The organism is Lacinutrix iliipiscaria (assembly GCF_042686125.1).
Lineage (GTDB): Bacteria > Bacteroidota > Bacteroidia > Flavobacteriales > Flavobacteriaceae > Oceanihabitans > Oceanihabitans iliipiscarium.
Window position 1 is genome coordinate 699,582 of the sequence record NZ_JBHUOV010000001.1, and the last position, 14,560, is coordinate 714,141.

The 14,560-nt window shown below is 32.3% G+C and carries 12 protein-coding genes; 9 read left to right on the top strand and 3 right to left on the bottom strand.

The genetic code is table 11. The annotated features are described in order from the left end of the window. The first annotated feature begins 49 nt into the window (after nt 1–49). From ACFS5M_RS03100 to ACFS5M_RS03120, 5 genes are read left to right on the top strand one after another with little or no spacing between them, the layout of a single operon-like run. Nucleotides 50–1,618 (top strand): SulP family inorganic anion transporter, encoded by a 1,569-nt coding sequence (locus ACFS5M_RS03100; protein WP_183485605.1) that lies wholly within the window; start codon nt 50–52, stop codon nt 1,616–1,618. A 27-nt stretch (nt 1,619–1,645) separates the two neighbouring features. Then, on the top strand, nt 1,646–2,272 hold the full coding sequence (locus tag ACFS5M_RS03105) for a carbonic anhydrase family protein (protein WP_183485608.1): 627 nt from the start codon (nt 1,646–1,648) through the stop codon (nt 2,270–2,272). A 31-nt stretch (nt 2,273–2,303) separates the two neighbouring features. Then, nucleotides 2,304–2,972, top strand: coding sequence for a DUF2490 domain-containing protein (locus ACFS5M_RS03110; protein ID WP_379897832.1), 669 nt, complete (start codon nt 2,304–2,306; stop codon nt 2,970–2,972). 43 nt (nt 2,973–3,015) lie between these two features. After that, the gene (locus tag ACFS5M_RS03115) at nt 3,016–4,878 is read left to right on the top strand and encodes a SulP family inorganic anion transporter (RefSeq protein WP_183485610.1); all 1,863 of its coding nucleotides are present in this window, start codon (nt 3,016–3,018) and stop codon (nt 4,876–4,878) included. Between the two features lie 10 nt (nt 4,879–4,888). After that, nucleotides 4,889–5,515, top strand: a complete 627-nt coding sequence (locus ACFS5M_RS03120; RefSeq protein WP_183485614.1) for a carbonic anhydrase — start codon at nt 4,889–4,891, stop codon at nt 5,513–5,515. 67 nt (nt 5,516–5,582) lie between these two features. Here ACFS5M_RS03120 and ACFS5M_RS03125 read toward each other — a convergent pair whose 3' ends face one another. Together ACFS5M_RS03125 and ACFS5M_RS03130 are read right to left on the bottom strand one after the other, a co-directional pair. Next, nucleotides 5,583–6,671, bottom strand: coding sequence for an HmuY family protein (locus tag ACFS5M_RS03125; protein ID WP_183485617.1), 1,089 nt, complete (start codon nt 6,669–6,671; stop codon nt 5,583–5,585). Between the two features lie 12 nt (nt 6,672–6,683). After that, a complete protein-coding gene (locus ACFS5M_RS03130; RefSeq protein ID WP_183485619.1) occupies nt 6,684–8,816 on the bottom strand; it encodes a TonB-dependent receptor plug domain-containing protein in 2,133 nt (710 codons plus the stop codon). Nucleotides 8,817–8,919: 103 nt separating this feature from the next. On the opposite strand from ACFS5M_RS03130, the gene ACFS5M_RS03135 reads away from it, so the two are divergent. Genes ACFS5M_RS03135 through ACFS5M_RS03150 form a run of 4 tightly spaced genes read left to right on the top strand, consistent with a single transcriptional unit; the run spans nt 8,920 to nt 13,988 of the window. After that, on the top strand, nt 8,920–9,816 hold the full coding sequence (locus ACFS5M_RS03135; RefSeq protein ID WP_183485622.1) for a DUF6607 family protein: 897 nt from the start codon (nt 8,920–8,922) through the stop codon (nt 9,814–9,816). A 1-nt stretch (nt 9,817) separates the two neighbouring features. Further along, on the top strand, nt 9,818–11,296 hold the full coding sequence (locus ACFS5M_RS03140; protein ID WP_183485625.1) for an ankyrin repeat domain-containing protein: 1,479 nt from the start codon (nt 9,818–9,820) through the stop codon (nt 11,294–11,296). Between the two features lie 8 nt (nt 11,297–11,304). Then, nucleotides 11,305–11,790: a DUF2271 domain-containing protein gene (locus tag ACFS5M_RS03145; protein ID WP_379897838.1), complete on the top strand. Its 486-nt coding sequence runs from the start codon at nt 11,305–11,307 to the stop codon at nt 11,788–11,790. Between the two features lie 17 nt (nt 11,791–11,807). Next, nucleotides 11,808–13,988 carry a PepSY domain-containing protein gene (locus ACFS5M_RS03150; protein ID WP_183485627.1) on the top strand — a complete coding sequence of 727 codons (2,181 nt, stop codon included), beginning with the start codon at nt 11,808–11,810 and terminating at the stop codon, nt 13,986–13,988. On the opposite strand, the gene ACFS5M_RS03155 is transcribed toward ACFS5M_RS03150, so the two are convergent. Further along, entirely contained in the window at nt 13,985–14,494 is a 510-nt protein-coding gene (locus ACFS5M_RS03155) for a CvpA family protein (RefSeq protein WP_183485630.1), read from the bottom strand. The genes ACFS5M_RS03150 and ACFS5M_RS03155 overlap by 4 nt on opposite strands. Nucleotides 14,495–14,560 lie beyond the last annotated feature (66 nt).

Consider the following 14,560-nt stretch of genomic DNA (forward strand, 5'->3'; position numbering starts at 1 on the left):
AAGAATACCTTTAATTTCTTTAGGATTAGAGGAAAAACGAATTTATTATATGTTTAAAACCATTAAAAATGACATACCAGCGAGTATTGTTGTATTTTTTGTGGCTTTACCTTTATGTTTAGGTATTGCTTTAGCTAGTGGAGCACCACTTTTTTCAGGATTAATAGCAGGAATTATTGGGGGGATTATTGTTGGCAGCTTAAGTGGCTCAAAAATAGGAGTAAGTGGTCCAGCGGCAGGATTAGCAGCTATAGTTTTAACAGCTATTGGCTCATTAGGAGGTTATGAAAACTTCTTGGTGGCTGTTGTTTTAGGAGGAGTTATTCAACTTGTTTTTGGCTTATTAAAGGCTGGAATTATTGGGTATTATTTTCCCTCATCAGTAATTAAAGGAATGTTAACAGGAATTGGAATAATTATTATTTTAAAGCAGATTCCACATTTCTTTGGTTATGATAAAGCATTTACATTATTTAAGGTAAATGGAGAAAGTACAACAACTCAAATACTTAATATTTTTGATCATATCCAATTAGGATCAACTTTAATTGGAGTTATTGGATTAGCAGTTTTAATATTATGGGATAAAGTGTTGTCAAAAAAAGGGAAAATATTTCAAATCATACAAGGCCCTTTAGTCGCAGTTGCTGCGGGAATTGTATTTTATATAATCACTCAATCCAATCCTACATTAGCTATTACTCATTCGCATTTAGTTAGTGTTCCTATTCCTGAAGATATGTCTTCGTTTTTAGGACAATTTAGCTTTCCAAATTTTGAAGTAATAACGAATCCCGAAATATGGATTGTTGCTTTTACTTTAGCGCTTGTCGCTAGTTTAGAAACCTTATTGTGTGTTGAAGCTACAGACAAATTAGACCCAAACAAAAATGTAACACCAACCAATAGAGAGTTATTAGCCCAAGGTACAGGAAATATTTTATCTGGCCTTATCGGAGGCCTGCCTATAACTCAAGTAATTGTTAGAAGTTCAGCAAACATTCAGTCTGGAGGACGTAGTAAATTGTCAGCAATTATTCACGGGTTTTTGTTGTTAATTTCGGTAATGATTATTCCAAGGTTATTGAATATGATTCCATTATCTGTTTTGGCTGCAATATTGTTAATTGTAGGTTACAAATTGGCAAAACCAGGATTATTTAAAAAAATGTATGATTTGGGATGGAAACAATTTATCCCGTTTACTGTAACTGTAATCGGCATCGTATTTATTGACTTATTATATGGTATAGGGCTTGGGCTTTCTGTTGGGATAGTTGTTATCTTAATTAAGAGTTATCAAAATTCACATTTCTTACATAAAGAAGGTGAAGGATTAGATGACAGTAGAGTAAAAATGACCCTTGCCGAAGAAGTAACCTTCTTTAACAAAGGAGCTATTTTAAAAGAACTAGATAATTTACCTGAAAACTCGCACTTAGAGTTAGATGTAAGAAAAACGAGGTATTTAGATAATGATATTATAGAAATATTAGATGATTTTGCGTTTAAGGCAAAAGAGAGAAACATAAATATTAAATTGATTTCTGAACGAGGAGAAGCAGAAAACCCTCCAAGTTATATTGAGTTTTTTAAGCTCAGACAGAAATCAGCATAAACAAATAAAAATTAAACAAGTATAATTATGAAAGCACATACAAGAGAAACACAAGCAACAATGACACCTCAAAAGTCATTAAACTATTTAAAAGAAGGAAATATAAGATTTCAAAATAATTTGAAAGCGAATAGAAACCTATTAGAACAAGTAAATGATACAAGTGAAGGACAATTTCCATTCGCAACCATTTTAAGTTGTATAGATTCAAGAGTATCTGCCGAACTGGTATTTGATCAAGGTTTAGGCGATATTTTTAGTGTTCGTATTGCCGGCAATTTTGTTAATCAAGATATTTTAGGAAGTATGGAGTTCGCGTGTAAATTAGCCGGAACAAAACTTATAGTGGTCTTAGGACATACCGCATGTGGCGCTGTAAAAGGGGCTTGCGACGATGCGAAACTAGGTAATTTAACAGGAATGTTGGCTAAAATAAAACCAGCAGTAAATGCAGTAGTAGAACCAACAGATCAAAGCTTAAGAAACTCTTCAAATTCAGAGTTTGTAGATAATGTTTCGGCGAAAAATGTGCAACTTACAATAGATAGAATTATTGAAGAAAGTCCAGTTCTAGCTGAAATGCAAAATAATGGAGACATTATGATTGTTGGCGCTATGTATGATATCAATACAGGAGTAGTCACATTTTTATAACTAATCTTTTGGTTTGATGAAGATAAGCATTATGAAAAAGAATATAAGTATGGTAGCATTAACAGTTATATTAATGCTGCCTACTTTTTCCTATAGTCAAGATAGTAATTTAGGCAATTGGTTAATCTATATTGGTAATAAAAAGCTAAACACAAAATGGAATTTACATCATGAATTACAATATAGAAACTATGATGCTATTGGAGATTTGGAACAATTGCTCATAAGAACAGGTTTAGGATATAACCTAACGGAAAACAACAATAACCTTTTATTAGGTTATGGTTATATTTTATCTGAAAACTATGTAGGTAATTCTAATGAAAAAGTTTCAATAAATGAACACCGAATTTTCCAACAGTTTACATCAAAGCAAAAAGTAGGCAAACTTGGATTAAGTCATCGCTATCGTTTCGAACAGCGTTTTGTTGAAGATGATTTTAAGATGCGATTCAGGTACTTTTTAGGGTTTAAACTCCCATTAAAACAAAAAGAAGATAATGTTAGCCCATTATATCTTTCAGCATATAATGAGGTGTTTTTAAATGCAGAATCATCTGTTTTTGACAGAAATCGTGTTTATGGTGGATTAGGGTATCAATTTTCAAAAGCCTTAAGGCTCGAGTTAGGTTACATGAATCAATTTTTTGAAACCTATGGAAGAGATCAAATTAATGTAATTGCCTTTGTGAATTTCTAAACATAAACATAAGTATAATTTAAAACTCAAATACAACTAAAATATGAAAGATTTATTTTCTAATATTAAAGGCGATGCCTTTGGAGGAATAACCGCTGGTATTGTTGCATTGCCACTAGCTTTAGCCTTTGGGGTGTCTTCAGGGCTAGGACCAACAGCTGGATTGTATGGCGCAATTTTCATCAGCTTTTTTGCCTCTCTATTTGGTGGAACAAATACTCAGATTTCTGGACCAACAGCTCCAATGACTGCTGTTTCTATGATTATAATTGCTGGGATTATAGCAACAAATGATGGTGATGTAAACAAAGCACTACCTGTAATTTTAACAGTTTTTTTATTAGCTGGAATAATGCAAATCGGATTAGGTGCATTGGGCTTAGGAAAGTATATTCGATATATTCCATATCCTGTAGTGTCAGGATTCATGACAGCTATTGGTGTTATTATTTTATTGACTCAGGTTTTACCTTCATTAGGATATTACCCAAAAGAAGATATGGAGTTTGTTAACCAATTTAAACCTGTAGCTGAAGAGGTAATTCTAGAAAATATATTAAAAGAAGAAGCTGGAGAAGGAATACTTGTGCTTGAAGATTTTAAAGAAACAATATCACGAGCAAATAAAATTTCAGATCAGGATATCTTAAAAGAATCACAAACACTTGCTGCTAAAGAAACTTCTGGAGCTTTAGGTGCTATTAAGGCCTTCCCAAGAGCAATTCAAAACATTAATTGGCTAGAACTCATATTGGCTTTAGGTACTATATTTATAATCTATGGTTTTAAACGTATCACTAAAGCGGTCCCAAGCACGTTGGTCGCTTTAATAATTATGTCTGGAATAGCTGTTGGATTTAGTTTAGATTATAGGCCTATTGAAGAAATTCCAAGTGGATTACCTATACCTAACCTTGAAATTTTTACAGCGTTTAAGTTAAGTAGTATTACACCTTATATTTTTACAGCACTAACACTCGCATTATTAGGTGCAATTGATTCGTTACTAACAAGTGTCGTTGCAGATAATATGACTAAAACTAAACACAAACCTAATAAGGAATTAGTAGGTCAAGGTATTGGAAATAGTATTGCAGCTGTATTTGGAGGAATACCAGGAGCTGGAGCGACTATTAGAACTGTTGTAAATATTACTTCAGGAGGGAAAACTAAATTATCTGGAATGATAGCTGGTGTCATGTTATTTATCATTTTAATTGGTTTAGGACCTATTGCGTCTAAAATTCCAGCCGCTGTTTTAGCAGGAATCTTAATTACAGTAGGTATTGGTGTTATGGATTATAAAGGGTTAAAAGCTATCCCTAGTTTACCAAAAGATATTAAATTAGGACCTCTAAAGCTGAGTTCGGAAGTATTAATCATGTTAATTGTATTAGTGCTTTCAACGTTTTGGAACTTAGTGTATGCTGTAGGAATAGGATTAGTTATTGCGTCATTAATGTTTATGAAAAAAATAGGTGATTTAACGGCAGAACGAAGTGATGTAAAACCACTAAAGGAAGAAGCTTGGAAAGATGAAATAGGCTTCCCTGAACAGTTAAAAGAAGAAGTGTTTATTAAACACCTTAAAGGACCACTATTCTTTGGCTCTACAAGCGATTTTCAGCAATTAAGAGATCAAATTCCTGAAACGGCTTCTACCGTTATAATGCGATTGGGTCGAATGCAATATATGGATCAATCAGGATTATATGCTATGGAAGATATGCTACAAGATTTAAAGCAAAAAGATGTCGATGTACTTTTTGTAGGCTTATTAAAACAGCCTAGATATATGATGGAACGAATCGATATTATACCTGATTTTATTTCTGAAGAACATATTTTTGATAACTTTAAAGACTGTGTGAAGTGGATTAAAGAAAACGTAAAAGACAACAATTAAACCTAATACTATGAAACTAGTTAAAGTTTTTGAGAACAATAAAGAATGGATTAAGTCTAAACTAAACGAAGATGATAAATATTTTGATAAATTAGGAGCAGGACAAAACCCAGAATTATTGTTTATTGGTTGTTCAGATAGTCGTGTAACTGCTGAAGAATTAATGGGACTAGGTCCAGGAGATGTATTTGTACATAGAAACATAGCGAATATGGTTTCTGGAACCGATTTAAACGCTATGTCTGTGGTTGAATATGCTGTTGTTCACCTTAAAGTAAAACATGTTGTCGTTTGTGGGCATTACTCATGTGGAGGAGTAAAAGCTGCAATGCAGCCTGCTGACTTAGGAATTCTGAATCCTTGGTTACGTAATATACGTGATGTCTATCGATTACATAAAGTGGAGCTAAACGCCATTGAAGATGAGGAAAAAAAGTATGATAGATTAGTTGAGCTTAATGTAAAAGAACAATGTGTAAACCTAATTAAAACGGCGGCTGTACAAAAAGCCATTCGAGAGAGAGGTCTGCAAGTACATGGTTGGGTGTTTGATATTCATACAGGTGAACTCATCGATTTAAAAATTGATTTTGTAAACTATCTAGAAGGTATTCGTGAAATATATCATTTGGATTAGAAAAGTAAAAAGCCACTCTAAAATAGAGTGGCTTTTTTATTTTTAAAGACTAATATTAAAAATAAAACTACTGCAGTAAGCTATACACAAATTCAGGATAACCACGTTCTCCAATCTCGTTTGTTAATGCTAAAAATTTTAGCTTATATAAATTACCATCAGTATCATTAACAACATAAAACACATTCTCTTTTAATGATGGTAAAGATCCTGGTCCACCACCATTTCTCCAGCTACTACCTATGATTCTTTGGTCGTTATAAATAAAGTTAGCATCAACAACATCTGCAAGGCTAAAGTCTTCGTAAGTAAGCGGATCGACTTCAGTATCAATCATATATACTGCTACATTTGATTTTGAGTTATTAGTTACAAAATCAGAATAACCGTAAGATCCGTAACCATCAATTTCATTGGTAAAAACTGTAAAGTTTAAATCCCAATTCGTTTTTTCAGGTTCTACATTGACTTCAGTTTCTGTATTAAAACTAAAAAAAGTAAAATTGTAATTACTGTCTTTAGAGATAGTTACTTCTTCATGTGTTACAGCATCTAAATCGGCATATTGTAATACATAATCATTACCATTTTTTAGCACTCTAATTTTTTTCCATCCTCTAGAATCTCCAGAAACAGCGACGCTTCCAACAGTAGGTGTTTCAGTTCCAACTTCGTAACCTAGATTTACTAAGTATACTTTATTGTTTGTTTCTGTATCAGAAATTTGTGCAATAGCTGTATTAGAAATAGAACCATTTGGCGCGTCTATATAAGCCATATTTGCAGCATCAAACGTTCCAACAGCAACTTGAGGTTGTAATTCTTGCACTTCAGTTGAAGAAGAATTTACAGCATCAATATCTGTAGAAGTCAACTCAGCAGTTGCCATATAAATAGAACTATTTATAACAACTCTAAAGTTGGTTCCAGTATAAAATCCTAAATCCCAAGAATCACGTTGAAAATTAGAACTTGTGTTTGTACTTAAATCAATATAAACTTGATTTTGTTGATTAGGTCCACCAACTTCAGGAGCCACTGCAGCACCTTCAATTACAATTTGAATTGGTTCTGAAGGACCGTTGTCATCGCTACTACAGCTTGTAAATGCTAGTACAGAAATGCTTATAATAAGAGTTAAAAATTTGTTTGTCATGATAAATTGTTGTTAAAAATTAAGGTTATATAAAAGTTTTAAATAATAAGATCGTCCGTAGCCTAAAAGCAATGCACTGTTATTTGAGGCGTGTGTTCCTCCTGTAGAAGCATTATTAATACTAACATTAGTAACATCTAGCAAGTTTCGCCCTCCAACTGTGACTTGAAATTTATTGTCAAAAAAGAATTTTTTTATTGATGCATCTAATAAACCATAACCATCAGTGGTTGCCTTTGTGTAAATAGCATTACCTTCATTATCACTAGACGTTGCTAGGTAATTTTGTTGCTCTCCATTATATTTTAAAAGCAATGTAAAAGCGGTGTTCCACTTTGGAACTGTATAAGTTGAGCTTGTATTTAATTGAATAGCATACAAGAAATTATCTTTTGCATGTTCTTCGGAGTTAATTACTCTAGAAATACCTTGTAAAGTAGCTCCTAAATTAAAGGTCCATAGATCTGTCTTTATCGTATTTTCTGAAGTGAGTCCCCAAAGGCGATAAGCATCAATATTAATATATTTGTATTGTAATGGCGTTGTATTAACAACAGCTAACTCAATTTTGTCGCTGAGATCTAAGTAGCTCACTTTAATCGCATTTAATAAAGAAACATCATTAATCCAGCTTCTTTTTTTAAGATTCAAAAAGGCAGAGTAACCACTTTCAGGCTCTAAATTTTCATTCCCTTGGACATCATGATTAGAATCAACAAAGTAGTAGTATAATTCTTCAAAATTTGGTGTTCTGTAAGATGTTCCTACATTTAAACGCAACTCAAACCCATTGTTCATTAAGTGTCTTGCGCTTAATGAAGCAAGAAGTTTAGAGTTGAATTTAGAATTATATTCATAACGCAAGCCAGGTCTTAAAGAAAACTGATCTGTAAACTGGTATTCTGCAGAACCATAAGTAGCAATACTATAAATAGATTGGGTTTTATCACGCTCGAATTGAAACCCTGTAGCTTGGGTGTCAAAGCCTTCAATATATCTAGTTTCATAACCTAACTGAAAGTTAAAATGATCACGTTTAATTAAATTATTAATAGAACCATTAGAAAAGAAGACCTTTGTAGATTGATAGGTTTCATCTGTTTCATTAGAGGTGTCTTCTGTTAAGATATAATAGTTAAATGTGTTTAAATCTCTTTGTTGTTGTTGATATGAAAAAGAAGCTTTGTAGTTCGCTCCAGCATTAAATTGACCATTAATGTTAACATTATTTACAAATCTATTGGTGTTGTAAATTTTATCAGTAGCCGAAGGGTTACTAGTTTGATTTTCTACATCAATGTTTGCTCTTACACTAGCATCGTAGAAATTTAATTTCTCATTAAAATATTCAAAACGATAGTTAAGTCTAAATTTATCTGATTTATAGTGTAATAAGGCGTTGGTATTTATTTGAGTTTTAGGAAGCCAGTCGTATCCTCTTAACCCATCATCAAAATAATAATCTTCACCCTTTTTATGATTAAGAAAGCCTGCAAATTGGTTTCTATTAAAACCAACTTTTGTAAACCATTTTTCATTTATATTGTGGGCTACATTTACAGATTGAATATGTCTACCTTCATCAAACCAAGCATATTCATCACTAACGGTTTCTTCTTGTAATGAGGCTTGAATCTTCCAGTCACTTTCTATAGATTTTTTAGTAATAATATTAATAACTCCAGAAACCGCATTAGCTCCATATTCTACTCCCATCGCGCCTTCAACAATTTCTATGCGTTCAACATCGTCTAGATTGATTTGTGTTAAATCGGTGTTATTGCCTAAGCCATTATCACTTACTAACGGAATATTATCAATTAATATGTTGAAGTATTGTTCATCTAAACCAAAAAATGAAATATTAGACTTTCCCGTTTGTGAATTTGCAGTAATGGTAAGGTTTAAATTAAAATTCAATAAATCTGCTAAATTATTAGCAGCTTGATTTTCAATTTGTTCCCTTTTAATAACAATAACATTATGAACAGACCTTTTTATGGATTGCGGATTGTATTGTCCTGTGATTACAACTTCGCTAAGTTGCTCAACTTCAGTCGAATCATTTTTATGTTCTTGGGCAATTCCAAAAAAAGGAAATAAAATTATAAAATAAAGTGAAATTTTATTTTTATTTAGACTCATTCTATTTAAATTTGCGGCAAATATAATAACTTATTTTAATTCAATCTAAATAAGAATAATAATATTTTAATTTTTTTAAAACCAAAAAAAGAACACTTTTAAAATGAAACGATTAGCTCTATTATTAGTAGTATTTACTGTCACATTAAATGCACAAAACAAAAAGGAATTAGACCAAAACGCTATAAAAAGCATGTGTGGTTGTTATGAAGTATCATTTAATTTTGCTGAAACTTTTCAGTATTCTAACGACTCTACTTACATACCATCTAAAACAAAACATGACAAAGGTTTAGAATGGGTTCAGTTAGTTGAAGACCATACTAACAAAATCTCAATGCAACATTTATTAATCGTTGGGAAGCCTGATAGTCCTCATATTGTAAAACACTGGAGACAAGATTGGGAATATGAAAACACTAATTTATATACTTACGATCACGATAATAAATGGCGTTTTTTAAGCCTGCCTAAAGCTGAAGTTATAGGTCAATGGACACAAAAAGTATTTCAGGTAGATGATAGTCCACGTTATGAAGGCACTTCTTCTTGGGTCCATGTTGATGGAAAAAGCTATTGGGAAAACACGACTTCTGCGCCTTTACCAAGACGAGAATATACAAAACGAAGTGATTATAACGTAACCGTTAGAACGAATAGACAAGAGATTACTCCTCAAGGTTGGATTCACGACCAAGATAATGATAAAGTAATCAGAGAAGATGGTAAAGATGATGTTGTTCTGGCTCAAGAGAAAGGGCTAAATACTTACATTAAAGTAGAAGATAGTAGATGTAAAGCTGCTCAAGATTATTGGAAAGAAAACCAAGAAAAATGGGCTTTGGTACGAGCTAAATGGAATGAAGTTTTTGCTAGAAATAAAGATTTAGTATTGGCAGAAAAAGTAGAGAATAAACTGTTATATAAATATTTATTTGCTAAAGAAGGATTTGAAACTAGTGAAGCTATTAATCCATTAATTGAATCATTTGTTAAATAATATGAAGGCTTTAAAACCACTTTTAGTACTTATAGTTTTAGCTCTTAGTTTTCAGGGTTTTGCTCAAGATAATGTGTTTTTGAAACGCGATTTTTGGACTGCAAATCCAACCATTAAAGACATTGAAGCTAAAATCAATGAAGGCCATAATATTGCCCAAGCAAACAGCAATAATTTTGATGCTGTTGTTTATGCGCTTTTGCAAAATGTTGATCATAAAACGATTCAATATATCCAATCTAAAAAAGGGAATGAGGTTAACAAGCTAACACATGATGGGAGAACCTATATTTTTTGGGCAGCATACAAAGGCAATATTGAAATGATGGAATACCTGCTAAAAAATGGGGCTAAAACCGATTTAACCGACGATAAAGGCAATACGATCCTAAACTTTGCAGCGTCAACTGGACAGCAAAACACGAAGGTTTATGATCTTTGTATTGCAAATGGCGCAGACCTTAAAAACGATGTCAATCCCGATGGTGCTAACGCTTTATTACTTGCAGCACCTTATGATGTCAATTTTAAACTTATTGACTATTTCACATCAAAAGGTTTAGATATTAATAGCGTTGATGCGAATAATAACGGAATTTTCAATTACGTAGCTAGAACTGGAAATATTGAGTTGCTAAATTCACTGTTAAAAAAGGGAGTAAAAGGAAATGATCAAGCGTTTATGTTTGCTGCCTATGGTACACGAGGTAAAACCAACGGACTTGATGTTTATAACTATTTAGAAAGCTTAGGTTTAAACCCTAATACAACCACAACAAAAGGAGAAACACCGCTTCACGTTTTAGCTGCTAGAAGTAAAAATTTAGAACTTATCACTTATTTTATTGATAAAAATGCAGATGTCAATCAAATCGATAACGATGGTAACTCTGCGTTTTTAAATGCTGCTAGTAGAAACAATCTAGAAGTCATTCGTTTGCTATTTAGCCATGTAAAAGATATTAATGCAGTGAACAAAAAAGGCGAATCGGCTTTGGCTTTAGCGACAGCGAATAACTCGTCTGAAATGGTTCAATTTTTATTTGAAAACAATGCAGACATTTCGGTTATTGATGCCAATGGAAATAATTTAACCTATTATCTTATTAATTCATACAACTTTAAAGATATCGAAGATTTTAAGATGAAATTAGAGTTGTTACAAAAACAAGGCTTAGATATTACCAAAGCTCAAAAAGACGGAAACACCTTATTTCATTTAGCATTAGATAAGAATAATTTAGAGTTATTAAAATGGGTAAATACGTTTAATGTTGATGTAAATGCTGAAAATAATGAAGGCATTTCACCATTACATAAAGCCGCAATGACAGCTAAAAACACAGATATTTTAAAGTACTTAATGTCTATTGGAGCTGATAAAAAGGCGCTTACAGAATTTGAAGAAACGGTTTACGATTTAGCTTCAGAAAATGAAGTTTTAAAAGAAAATAATGTCTCAATCGACTTTTTAAAGTAAAATTATTTATGATGAAATTAAAATCAATATTAACCGTCGGTCTTATACTTTTTGCACTGTTATCTTTTAAACCTTTTGCAGATTCTACAAAATACAAGTGTATGATTCAAATGACAAATTACACAGGTGAAGGTGCTTATGTTGTTATTTCGTTAATCAATCCTGAAGGTCACTACGAAAAAACATTATATGTCCAAGGTGATGATGACGAATGGTATCATGATATTTCTGAATGGTGGACTTTCTACGGAAAAAAGCATACTGACATTGATGCCATTACTGGCGCGACAATTTCTGGAGGTGAACGTCAAATAAGTGTTATAGATATTGAAGATTCTAAAATTGATTCTGGATACAGTATTCGTTTTGAAACAGCTGTTGAAGATCAAGAATATTATGCTCAAGATGTTGAATTTCCTTTAACATCAGAAAATGTAAAGAGCAAAAAAGAAGGCAAAGGTTTTATTCGTTATGTGCGTATGATGCCAAACTAGTCTAAAACATAAAAATTATGACCATTTCCATCTGGAGATATAGCCACCTTGCTTTGGCTTTATCTTCTTTTGTTTTTATACTTTTAGCTTCTATTACTGGAATTGTTTTAGCTTTTGAGCCAATCTCAGAACAAATTCAGCCTTATCATAGCGAAGAGTTTAATGAGGTTACGCTTGCTGAAACACTTCAGGTTTTACAAGACACTTATCCTGAAGTTATAACTCTTGAAGTTGATGCTAATCAATTTGTTTTAGCTTCAGTCATGACGAATGAAGGGAAAAGTTTAAACGGTTATATTAACCCTAAAACTGGCCTGTATCTTGGTGATAAAATCGAGTCTTCTAAATTTTTTCAATGGACGACCAATTTACATCGTTCCTTATTTTTAAAAGGTATTGGACGCTTTTTCGTGGGTTTGTGTTCACTTTTATTATGCCTAATTGCAGTTTCAGGTACTGTTTTAATCTTAAAGAGACAAGGTGGCTTTAAAAAGTTTTTTTCAACAATTGTCAATGAAAACTTCAAGCAATATTGGCATGTGGTTTTAGGACGTTTGTCACTTATTCCAATCATAATCATTACAGTTACTGGAGTGTATTTGTCTTTACTTCGGTTTAATATGTTGCCAGAATTTAAGGCAACTCATCATATAAATTTTGAAACAGTTTTAGCCACTCCAAAACAAGACATTCAAGATTTTAAACTTTTTAAAAACACTAAACTTTCCGAAGTAAAATCAATAGAGTTCCCTTTCTCAAATGATGTTGAAGATTATTTCACCTTAAAACTAAAAGATAGAGAAGTTATCGTGAATCAATTCACAGGAACTATTTTAAGTGAAATAAAGTATCCACTAGTCAAATTCTTTTCTAACCTAAGTCTGAATTTACATACAGGAAAAGGCAGCATACTTTGGTCTGTTATTTTAGCCATTGCTTGTGTTAACATTCTGTTTTTTATCTATTCAGGTTTTGCGATGACTTTAAAACGACGTCAATCCAAACTAAAAAACAAGTACAAAAAAGACTCTTGTCAATATGTAATTCTAGTTGGCTCAGAAAATGGAAGTACTTTACCTTTTGCTAATACACTTTACGAACAATTACTGAAAGCTGGTAAAAGAGTTTACATTACAGAACTTAATAACTATACGACTTTTAATAAGGTAGAGCACTTATTCGTCCTAACCTCGACTTATGGTGAAGGCGAAGCACCAACGAATGCAAATAGGTTTTTAGAACTATTAAAAACAACCGAACAAAACCCAAAGGTGTCGTTTTCTGTTGTTGGTTTTGGATCTTTTGCCTATCCAAATTTTTGTCAATTTGCTTTTGATGTCGATCAGGCAATGCAACATCATTTTCAACAAAAACTACCAGTGTTCACCATTAATGACAAATCGGTTGAAGCTTTTCAAGAGTGGATAAAGACAACACAGCTGCCATTAGATATTCCTAAAGACAAATTAGCTTTAAAACCAAAATTAACCAATACGCTTTCTGTGGTGTCTAAAACACAATTAAGCGACCATCCAGATCAAACATTTACTATAACCTTAAAAACTAAAAATGCAAAACGCTTTACTTCGGGCGATTTACTAGCAATCTATCCTAAAAATGATTATCGAGAACGCTTATATTCTATCGGAAAAGTTAATGGCCATATTCAGTTAAGTGTAAAGCATTATGAAAACGGATTAGGCTCAAATTTTCTTTATAATTTTCAGTTAGGTCAAACCTTTAAAGCGAGGATTATTAATAACGCAGCTTTTCATTTTCCTAAGAAAGCGCCTCGCGTCATTATGATTGCAAACGGAACAGGAATCGCACCTTTTTTAGGCATGATTCAGCAGAATAAAAAACATGTTGAAACCCATTTATATTATGGCTTGCGTCAAAAAGCATCTTTAGAGCTATATCAGGATATTTTAAAAGAAAATTTACAAACCAAACACTTGTCTAATATGCAGCTTGCTTTCTCTCAAGAAGGTAAAAAAACGTATGTACAACACCTGATAAAACATGACGCTAAATTTATTGCAGAAACACTTAAAAATAAAGGTGTTATTCTGATTTGCGGTTCGTTATTAATGCAAAAAGAAGTATTGCAAACCTTAAATGATATCTGCAAACAAGAAGGTCAACAGTCATTAAGCACCTTTAAAAATCAAGGTCAAATTCAAACGGATTGTTATTAATTTTCAGAATCCTCAGAATTGTCTTCGGCTTTAATAATACTAGGAAAAATCATTGGAGCTAAAGATTTTACAGGTTCATACAATATAGAATCCTTTAAATCGTCTTCGCCTACAAAAGGAATCGTGCTGTTCATTCGACTAAAAACAACTAGGATAATGCTTAAAATTAACCCTATTTTTAAAGCGCCAAAAACACCACCTAAAAATTTATTAATAATACCTAAAGCGGCAAAATCAGCAAGCTTTGTTAAGGCTTTTCCAGCTAAAGAAATCACCAAAATAATCACAACAAAAGTAATTGCAAAGGCTACAATATTTATGTAATCTTCTTCCCAGCTTACTTTACTTTCTAAAATTTCTGCCGCAAAATTACTAAAATGAATTGCGCCATAAACACCAGCTACTAAAGCGACAAGCGAAGCAACTTCAACAAAAAGACCTTTCATAAAACCACGAACCAAACCAAAAAGGAGGAAGACACTTAAAATAATATCTAAAATACTCATGTGTAATAATATTTCTGTAAATATAAGTTAACTTTGCAACTTTAAATTAATGAAACTAATATTCGC

What these genes read in the sequence shown, in the direction of transcription:
- ACFS5M_RS03125 (WP_183485617.1), bottom strand. Translation starts at nt 6,671, where the DNA reads ATGACAAACAAATTTTTAACTCTTATTATAAGCATTTCTGTACTAGCA.
- ACFS5M_RS03145 (WP_379897838.1), top strand. Translation starts at nt 11,305, where the DNA reads ATGATGAAATTAAAATCAATATTAACCGTCGGTCTTATACTTTTTGCA.
- ACFS5M_RS03150 (WP_183485627.1), top strand. Translation starts at nt 11,808, where the DNA reads ATGACCATTTCCATCTGGAGATATAGCCACCTTGCTTTGGCTTTATCT.
- ACFS5M_RS03100 (WP_183485605.1), top strand. Translation starts at nt 50, where the DNA reads ATGTTTAAAACCATTAAAAATGACATACCAGCGAGTATTGTTGTATTT.
- ACFS5M_RS03115 (WP_183485610.1), top strand. Translation starts at nt 3,016, where the DNA reads ATGAAAGATTTATTTTCTAATATTAAAGGCGATGCCTTTGGAGGAATA.
- ACFS5M_RS03120 (WP_183485614.1), top strand. Translation starts at nt 4,889, where the DNA reads ATGAAACTAGTTAAAGTTTTTGAGAACAATAAAGAATGGATTAAGTCT.
- ACFS5M_RS03130 (WP_183485619.1), bottom strand. Translation starts at nt 8,816, where the DNA reads ATGAGTCTAAATAAAAATAAAATTTCACTTTATTTTATAATTTTATTT.
- ACFS5M_RS03155 (WP_183485630.1), bottom strand. Translation starts at nt 14,494, where the DNA reads ATGAGTATTTTAGATATTATTTTAAGTGTCTTCCTCCTTTTTGGTTTG.
- ACFS5M_RS03105 (WP_183485608.1), top strand. Translation starts at nt 1,646, where the DNA reads ATGAAAGCACATACAAGAGAAACACAAGCAACAATGACACCTCAAAAG.
- ACFS5M_RS03140 (WP_183485625.1), top strand. Translation starts at nt 9,818, where the DNA reads ATGAAGGCTTTAAAACCACTTTTAGTACTTATAGTTTTAGCTCTTAGT.
- ACFS5M_RS03110 (WP_379897832.1), top strand. Translation starts at nt 2,304, where the DNA reads ATGAAAAAGAATATAAGTATGGTAGCATTAACAGTTATATTAATGCTG.
- ACFS5M_RS03135 (WP_183485622.1), top strand. Translation starts at nt 8,920, where the DNA reads ATGAAACGATTAGCTCTATTATTAGTAGTATTTACTGTCACATTAAAT.